Raw genomic sequence first — 6844 nt, forward strand, 5'->3', positions numbered from 1 at the left:
CTCTGAGCGGCCCTTTTTCGTTTGGTGAGCCTCGCGTTCGACTGAGATCAAGAGCGCGTTTTTGGAGCGCGGCTTCATGCAGCCGGGCTATTTGATGGTGACCTGAGCGGTGGGCTTCACAGGAGCCATGCGATAGTCATCGACGCGGCCAACAGGGGGAGCCGCCATCTCGCCATCCTGAACCAGAAGATCACGTGGCGACTTGGTGGCACTGACCGGGAGTGCCCTGCCGCCAAGAAGTTCCGCGCCGCCATCCAGGTTGGGATCGGAGAGGCTGATCGGCTCGGTGCGGCCGGGCATTGCCACAGCGTCGATCACCGGCGCATTGCCCGTGTCAAGGCGGACGAGGTCCGGGCTTGCCTGTACCCCGAGAATGCGGCGCACGGGCTTTTCGACATAGAAGGCAAGCTTGCGCCGGCCTGCTTCCGTGAGGTTGATGCCATCCGAGGTGCGTAGGCGGACCTGCTGGCCGTTGATATCCGAGCCGGTGACGATGAAGTCGCCGCCTTCGCTGACGAAACCGTCCCAGATGTCGACGAACTCGCCGCCGACGCTCTCCATCTGCTTGCGGAACAGCTGGTTAAGCTGCACGGCATCGGCGGTCATCGCAGGCGAATCGAAGGCGGGCAGTCCGACCCAGAGCAGCGGAATCTTGCGGCTGGTGACCTGCTGGCCGAAGGCCACGACGCGGCGCTGATATTCGGCATACCAACCGTCGGTCCTGAATTTCTCCTTGCCGATATCCGTCACCATCTGCTGGCGGTCATTCGCGCCGAGCATGACGATGACCATGGCGGGCTTCGCCTCGTCCATGAATTTTGTCAGCTGTTGCGGCCAGTCATAGTAGTCGTCTCGGACCAGACCCGAGGCGACGTTGCTATGTGTCTCGACCACGACGCCGGGAGAATCCTTGAAAGCAGAGTCCATGCCGACGCCAAGACCGCCGGCGAGAAAATCGCCGACGACGAGGATCTTCTGGGCGTTGGCAAGCTTCTCGACCGCCTTTTCCTCAACGACGACGGGAGCGGCGGGACGGGGAGCCGCAGCCGCCTTCGGCGACGGCGCTTTCCTTCTCGGCGCAGGCTGTCGCTGCGGCGCGTTCTGAGACGGTGCCTGTGGCGGATATTCCTGGATGTAGCGACGTCCAAAGAAAAAATCGAGAATCGAGCGGCGATAGTAATACCGCTCCTGCGCATCGGCCACGTGCACCGGCAGCGCGCTGAAGACGAGCACCAACGTTGCGGTGCCAATCGCACCCCAGCGGAGCGTTGCCCAGTGTACTCGTTTACGCATAATCAGCAGCCTCGCATCTGCCGGCATTCTCGCATGGAGCGGGAACTCGCGTCCACACCATAAAAGTGTATGTTGCCGATTATTCCGTCTACTTGCGAAGCGCGTTCAGGAGCGGCAGCGATGGCTCACCGTCCTGCTGCATTCCGATGCGAGCCTGGACCGCGGCAATCGCGGCCTTGGATCCGCTGCCGAAGTTCCCGTCGACCTCGCCGTCGTAATAACCGAGTGTCTTCAGGCGCGTCTGCAGTTCGAACTTTTGCTTCATATCAAGCGTACCGTTCGGTCGTGGCCAGGGCTGCTTCATGCCGCCGTAGCCGGCGATCTCGTCCGCCAGCAGTCCGACCGCAATCGCGTAACTGTCCGACGCGTTGTAGTTCTTGATGGTGAAGAAATTGCTGGTCATCAGGAAGCCCGGGCCATCGGGGCCGGCCGGCATCTTGAGCACGGCCTTGCTGCCGCCATCGCGGAAGCTCTTGCCGCTCGGCCGGCTAAGGCCGAGGGAGGCCCACTGCGCCAGTGTATGCGTTTTACCGACCTGTTTTCGGGCATTCGGCGGCACGACCACTTCATAGCCCCAGGTTTTGCCGGCATCCCACCCGTTTTTCCGCAGCAGGTTGGCGGACGTGGCGAGAGCATCAGGCACGGAGTTCCAGATGTCGCGATGTCCGTTGCCGTCGGCGTCGACCGCATAGAGCAGGTAGCTTGTCGGAATGAATTGGGTGTGGCCCATGGCGCCCGCCCAGGAGCCGGTCATGCCATCGGGCGAGATATCGCCATTCTGCAGGATCTTCAGCGCCGCAATGAGTTGCTTCTTGGCGAACTTCGCGCGGCGTTCGTCGGCATAGGCGAGGGTCGCCAAGGCGCGCGGCACGTAGTGCAGGCGGTCGTCCTTGTCGAGAACTGCGCCATAATTGGATTCCATCGACCAGATGGCCAGGAGAATCGTCTTGTCCACACCGAACTGGCGTTGGACCGCATTCAGCGTCGAGGCATGCTTGGCGGCCATCTGACGGCCGATCTGCACCGTGTACGGATTTACACGGGAATCAACGTAGTCCCAGATTTTCGTTGTAAATTCAGGCTGATAGGCAGCCTTTTCCAGCACTGTCGGATCCGGATCGCTGACGCCTGAGAAGGCTTTGCGATAGGTTGCCTTGCTGATGCCATTTTGAGCGGCAGTTTGATAGAAGTCCGCGATCCACTTCTGGAACCGCTGATCTGCTTTCGCGTTGATGGGGGCCAGGCCGGCGGACGCGGTCACGATGAGTGCAATAGCAAGACCACGAAGGGAATTTCTGTGATTTTGAGTCATCGGCGGTCATCCGTCCTTTCGTTTCAGGCACAGCGGAGCGCAAATTTCCGCTCAGGCCTGAGACTACCTGAACGAAGTCAACAAATTCTTTACCATGACGCAGGAACGCAGTCACCATTTGCAAAACTGTAGCAAATCGCATCTAGTTCAATCAAAAATGCCTTTATTTCAAGCGGTGTAGTTATCGCAGGAGGATTGTGTGGCAGAGCATAAAAAAGTTCGCAAAGCTGTATTTCCGGTCGCGGGTCTCGGGACTCGCTTTCTCCCGGCCACCAAAGCCGTGCCGAAGGAAATGCTGACTGTCGTCGACAAACCGATCATTCAGTATGTGGTCGACGAAGCTTTGGAAGCGGGCATCGAGCATTTCGTTTTCGTCACAGGTCGTAACAAACACATCATCGAAGACTACTTCGATATCCATTTCGAGCTTGAGCAGACGCTGCGCGAGCGCAGCAAGCAGGCGGAAATGACGCTGCTTGCTGGCCAGCTTCCCAAGGCTGGTACGGTCAGCTTCACTCGTCAGCAGGAGCCGCTTGGCCTCGGCCATGCCGTCTGGTGTGCTCGCGAGATCGTCGGCAACGAGCCGTTTGCGCTGCTCTTGCCCGACATGATCATGAAGAGCGAAGGCAAGGGATGCATGAAGGGCATGATCGACCTTTATGCCCAGAGCGGCGGCAACATCATCGCCGTCGAGGAATGCGCCCCGGATCAAGCTCACAAGTACGGCATCGTCGGCGTCGGCGAAGCGATCGGTGATGGCTTCCGCATCACCGGCATGGTCGAGAAGCCTGCCAAGGGCACGGCACCGTCGAACTATTTCATCAACGGCCGCTATATCCTGCAGCCTGAAGTCTTCAAGATCCTGGAAACCCAGGAACGAGGCGCTGGCAACGAAATCCAGCTGACCGACGGCATGCTGAAGCTGCTGAAGGACCAGACGTTCGCGGGCTATCACTTCCGCGGCACGACCTATGACTGCGGCGCCAAGGACGGCTTCATCCTGGCCAACGTGGCCTTCGCCCTGGAACGTGCGGACATCCGCCCGACCGTCGAGGAAGGCTTCAAGGCGCTGCTGAAGGGCCTCTGAAACCAGCCTGCCTGTCAAACGAATTAGTCCGCCTCCAAGGCTCCCACTTGGAGGCGGATTTCGTTTCAGTGCTTCAGTTTCAGACCGACGCCGGCCCGCCATTGCTCGGAATCGCTGCTTGTCTTGCGGGACGTCAGCTCGTAGCCAATGGTGCTGGTCATATCGAGGTAACGGTTGATGTTCCAGGTCAGCCCGGCGCTCGTGGTGTAGACCGTCTCGTCGCTGGTCGGGCTATCCGACGGATAGTCGCGATAGATGATGCCGCCGAGGACAGTGCCTGTCAGATTATCACGCAGTTGATGCGTGACGCCCGTCGTCAAAGCATGCGAAACGTAGCCGGATTCGCCAGCTGTCGTCGACGGGTTGATGCTTGTCAGCAGGCCGATGTTGACGTCCGTACCTCTGAGCGGCGACCAGAATAGCTGAGCATCCACCACGGCCGCGTCGATGTCCGAGAGGCGGTCGTCGTCGAAGGTGGCAGTCTGATAGCCAACCCCAACCTCGCCGCGGAGCTTTTCACCCAAATCGAGCTCGACGCCGACCTTGGCGCCATAGCTATCTCCCGACCTGCGGAAGCCGGCGGAATCGATACTCTCGTCATAGACCGTCTTGCCGACATTGCCTTCGATGAAGGGGATGAGAGCCGGGGAAAGCTCGTAGCCGATGCGGCCGCGGATCGTGCCGCTCGTCTCGTTGCGATCGGCCAGCGAAACGGTCGTTCCATCGGACAATGTCGCGTCGGAATAGATCGTACGGCTGACATCGATAGCGGTGCTGCCGCGCAGGATGCCGAAGTCGCGTTCGATCGAGGCGCCGGTGCTGAATTCCTGAACATCCGATTGCTGGTCCGCGTTCTGGATGGCATTCGGATCATCAGTGTCTTCGCGGTAGAAATGGTAGCCGCCGATGATATGTGCGGTCGTATCCTCGGGAAGATCGAGCCGCAAGTCGCCGTCGATCCTGAAATCCGGCTGTTCCTCGCCTTCGCCGCTGACGTTCTTCTGCCAGGCGCCGTCGGTGGTCACCGTGAGTTGGTGCAGCGCCCAGTCGGAGGTCAGCGTGGCGTGCAGATCCGTTTCGAGGAAGCCACGCTTCTTTTTGATGCCGGCGTCCTTCTGCGTCTCGGTGTTGATGCTCTGGGTAACGGTCGGACGCAGGACGAAGGTGCCGATGCGGATGCCCGGCGTTTCCTCGGCCGCCGGATTCGGCTCCGGCTTGCGGGCCGGCAGCCGCTCGTCGAGCGGCGCTTCGCGCGTGTTGAGGCGTATCATGTCCTCATCGAGGATCGCACCGGTCGTCTCGTCGCTCGGTTTTTGATCGGCAGCCGCAATCGGCGCAGCAGTGGCTGCTGGCGCCGCATTGTCGGCCGGTGACATAGTGCCGGCCGGTGTTTCAGGGATATCGCCTTCATCCTCCACCGCCGCAGCAGCAGGTGCGGTCGACGAGCGGATCGAGCTGTTGGAAACGGGCGTCGACTGCGCAAGTACGGCGTGGGGCGCGAGGAAAGTGCCTGCCATCAGAGCCATGGACACCGCAAAGCCCGTCGCGCGGAGCGGCGTGAGACTGCTCGTGTCCTTCCAATGGCTCATGTGTATCCTGGCATGCGTCGAAGCGTTACCCGAACGTAAAGGCTTGTGGTTAACCATTCGTTGCGCTGCGATGCCCGTGAGGGCAGCCGATGGACTCGGCGGATGAAAACCGCTAACGCAGTGCCATGATCAAGAGAGCGGTAAATGTCATCGAAAACGGTGTCCTGGAGTCTGCGAAACGGACGATCGGCACCGAGAGGCGGGCGCTTGAGGCCCTGGAGCGAGCTTTTGACGACGGCTTGGCCGGGCCTTTCATGCGGGCCGTCGAGACGATCAACGGCGTCACCGGTCGCGTCATCGTTACAGGCGTCGGCAAGAGCGGCCACATCGGTGTGAAGATCGCGGCGACGCTGGCGTCGACAGGAACGCCGGCCTTCTTTGTCCATGCGGCCGAGGCAAACCATGGCGATCTCGGGATGATCGGCACGACGGATATCGTCCTTGCCCTTTCCAAGGGCGGCGAAAGTGCCGAGCTTCGCAGCATCATCGGCTATACGCGCCGGTTCTCGATTCCGCTGATTGCCGTCACATCTTCCGAAAGATCGTCGCTCGCCGCGGCATCCGACATTGTCCTGTTGATGCCGAACGAGGAAGAGGCCTGTCCGCATGGGCTGGCTCCGACCACCTCGACGCTGATGCAGCTCGCCATGGGCGATGCGCTTGCCATCGCGCTGCTTGAGGCACGAGGCTTTACGGCGCGCGACTTTCACGTGTTCCATCCGGGCGGCAAACTCGGGGCGAGTCTCAGCCATGTCGCCGATATCATGCATACGGGCGATCGCGTCCCGTTGGTGGCCAAGGGAACGCCGGTGCCGCTGGCGATCTCAACGTTGTCTCGGAAGCATTTCGGCTGCGTCGGTATTCTGGACGAGGATGAGCGGCTCTGCGGCATCATCACGGAAGGCGACCTGGCACGCAACCTGACGCGCAACCTCTCCGAGCTCGTTGTCGACGATATCATGACGCGGACACCAAAGACGGTGAAGCCGACAGTGCTGGCAACGGCCGCGCTTGCCATGCTCAACCAGCACAGCATCGGAGCACTGATCGTGGTCGACGACGACAACCGCCCGATCGGGCTCGTGCACTTCCATGATCTGCTGCGGATCGGCGTGGCCTGATCAGACCGGTTCTACCGTCAGATCGCGCCCGCTGCTCGCCACCACCTTTACCTTGGTGCCTACAGGCAGGTCCGGGCCGTTTACGAGCCAGAACGTATCGTCGAGGCGAATACGACCGCGCCCTTCGCGGATGGGCTCCGCCAGCGTCGCGGTGCGCCCGATGAGGCTTTCGGCCCGCTGATTGAGGAAAGGCTGATCGGTTTCACCGTGCTGCAGGGTCAGCTTGCGGCCGACCACTGTTGCCACGACTGCAAGAAGCGCAAAGAGGATGGCCTGAACCTGCCAAAGCCAGAAGCTGCTGTCCCAGAACAGTAGCGACAGCATGCCGACGATGAGGGCGGCAAGCCCGATCCAGACAAGGAAGACGCCCGGCGCGATCAATTCTGCGGCCAGCAGCACCAAGCCGGCGATCCACCAGCTCCAGGGTCCGAGTTCCGCGACA

The 6844-nt window shown here is 60.9% G+C and carries 6 protein-coding genes; 2 read left to right on the forward strand and 4 right to left on the reverse strand.

Going from position 1 to position 6844, the window contains the following annotated elements:
• Positions 1-87: 87 nt before the first annotated feature.
• Together RHIBUN_RS0106710 and RHIBUN_RS0106715 are read right to left on the reverse strand one after the other, a co-directional pair.
• Complete coding sequence (locus tag RHIBUN_RS0106710) at positions 88-1320, reverse strand: DUF459 domain-containing protein (protein WP_025658956.1); 1233 nt, start codon at positions 1318-1320, stop codon at positions 88-90.
• A gap of 61 nt (positions 1321-1381) precedes the next feature.
• On the reverse strand, positions 1382-2605 hold the full coding sequence (locus RHIBUN_RS0106715; protein ID WP_025658957.1) for a lytic murein transglycosylase: 1224 nt from the start codon (positions 2603-2605) through the stop codon (positions 1382-1384).
• 199 nt (positions 2606-2804) lie between these two features.
• Between RHIBUN_RS0106715 and galU the strand changes: the two genes are divergently transcribed.
• The gene (galU, locus tag RHIBUN_RS0106720) at positions 2805-3692 is read left to right on the forward strand and encodes a UTP--glucose-1-phosphate uridylyltransferase GalU (protein ID WP_007797839.1); all 888 of its coding nucleotides are present in this window, start codon (positions 2805-2807) and stop codon (positions 3690-3692) included.
• Between the two features lie 65 nt (positions 3693-3757).
• On the opposite strand, the gene RHIBUN_RS0106725 is transcribed toward galU, so the two are convergent.
• A complete protein-coding gene (locus RHIBUN_RS0106725) occupies positions 3758-5281 on the reverse strand; it encodes an outer membrane beta-barrel protein (protein ID WP_025658958.1) in 1524 nt (507 codons plus the stop codon).
• A gap of 125 nt (positions 5282-5406) precedes the next feature.
• Between RHIBUN_RS0106725 and RHIBUN_RS0106730 the strand changes: the two genes are divergently transcribed.
• Positions 5407-6402, forward strand: coding sequence for a KpsF/GutQ family sugar-phosphate isomerase (locus tag RHIBUN_RS0106730; RefSeq protein WP_025658959.1), 996 nt, complete (start codon positions 5407-5409; stop codon positions 6400-6402).
• Here RHIBUN_RS0106730 and RHIBUN_RS0106735 read toward each other — a convergent pair.
• A partial coding sequence (locus RHIBUN_RS0106735) for an NfeD family protein (RefSeq protein ID WP_025658960.1) occupies positions 6403-6844 on the reverse strand: 442 nt, incomplete at its 5' end. It abuts the gene before it with no gap.

Origin of the sequence: Rhizobium sp. IBUN, from assembly GCF_000510625.1 — a bacterium.
GTDB lineage: Bacteria > Pseudomonadota > Alphaproteobacteria > Rhizobiales > Rhizobiaceae > Rhizobium > Rhizobium altiplani.

Excerpts from the sequence above, each read along its gene's own strand:
- RHIBUN_RS0106715 (WP_025658957.1), bottom strand. The coding sequence starts at position 2,605 with ATGACTCAAAATCACAGAAATTCCCTTCGTGGTCTTGCTATTGCACTC.
- RHIBUN_RS0106710 (WP_025658956.1), bottom strand. The coding sequence starts at position 1,320 with ATGCCGGCAGATGCGAGGCTGCTGATTATGCGTAAACGAGTACACTGG.
- RHIBUN_RS0106725 (WP_025658958.1), bottom strand. The coding sequence starts at position 5,281 with ATGAGCCATTGGAAGGACACGAGCAGTCTCACGCCGCTCCGCGCGACG.
- RHIBUN_RS0106730 (WP_025658959.1), top strand. The coding sequence starts at position 5,407 with ATGATCAAGAGAGCGGTAAATGTCATCGAAAACGGTGTCCTGGAGTCT.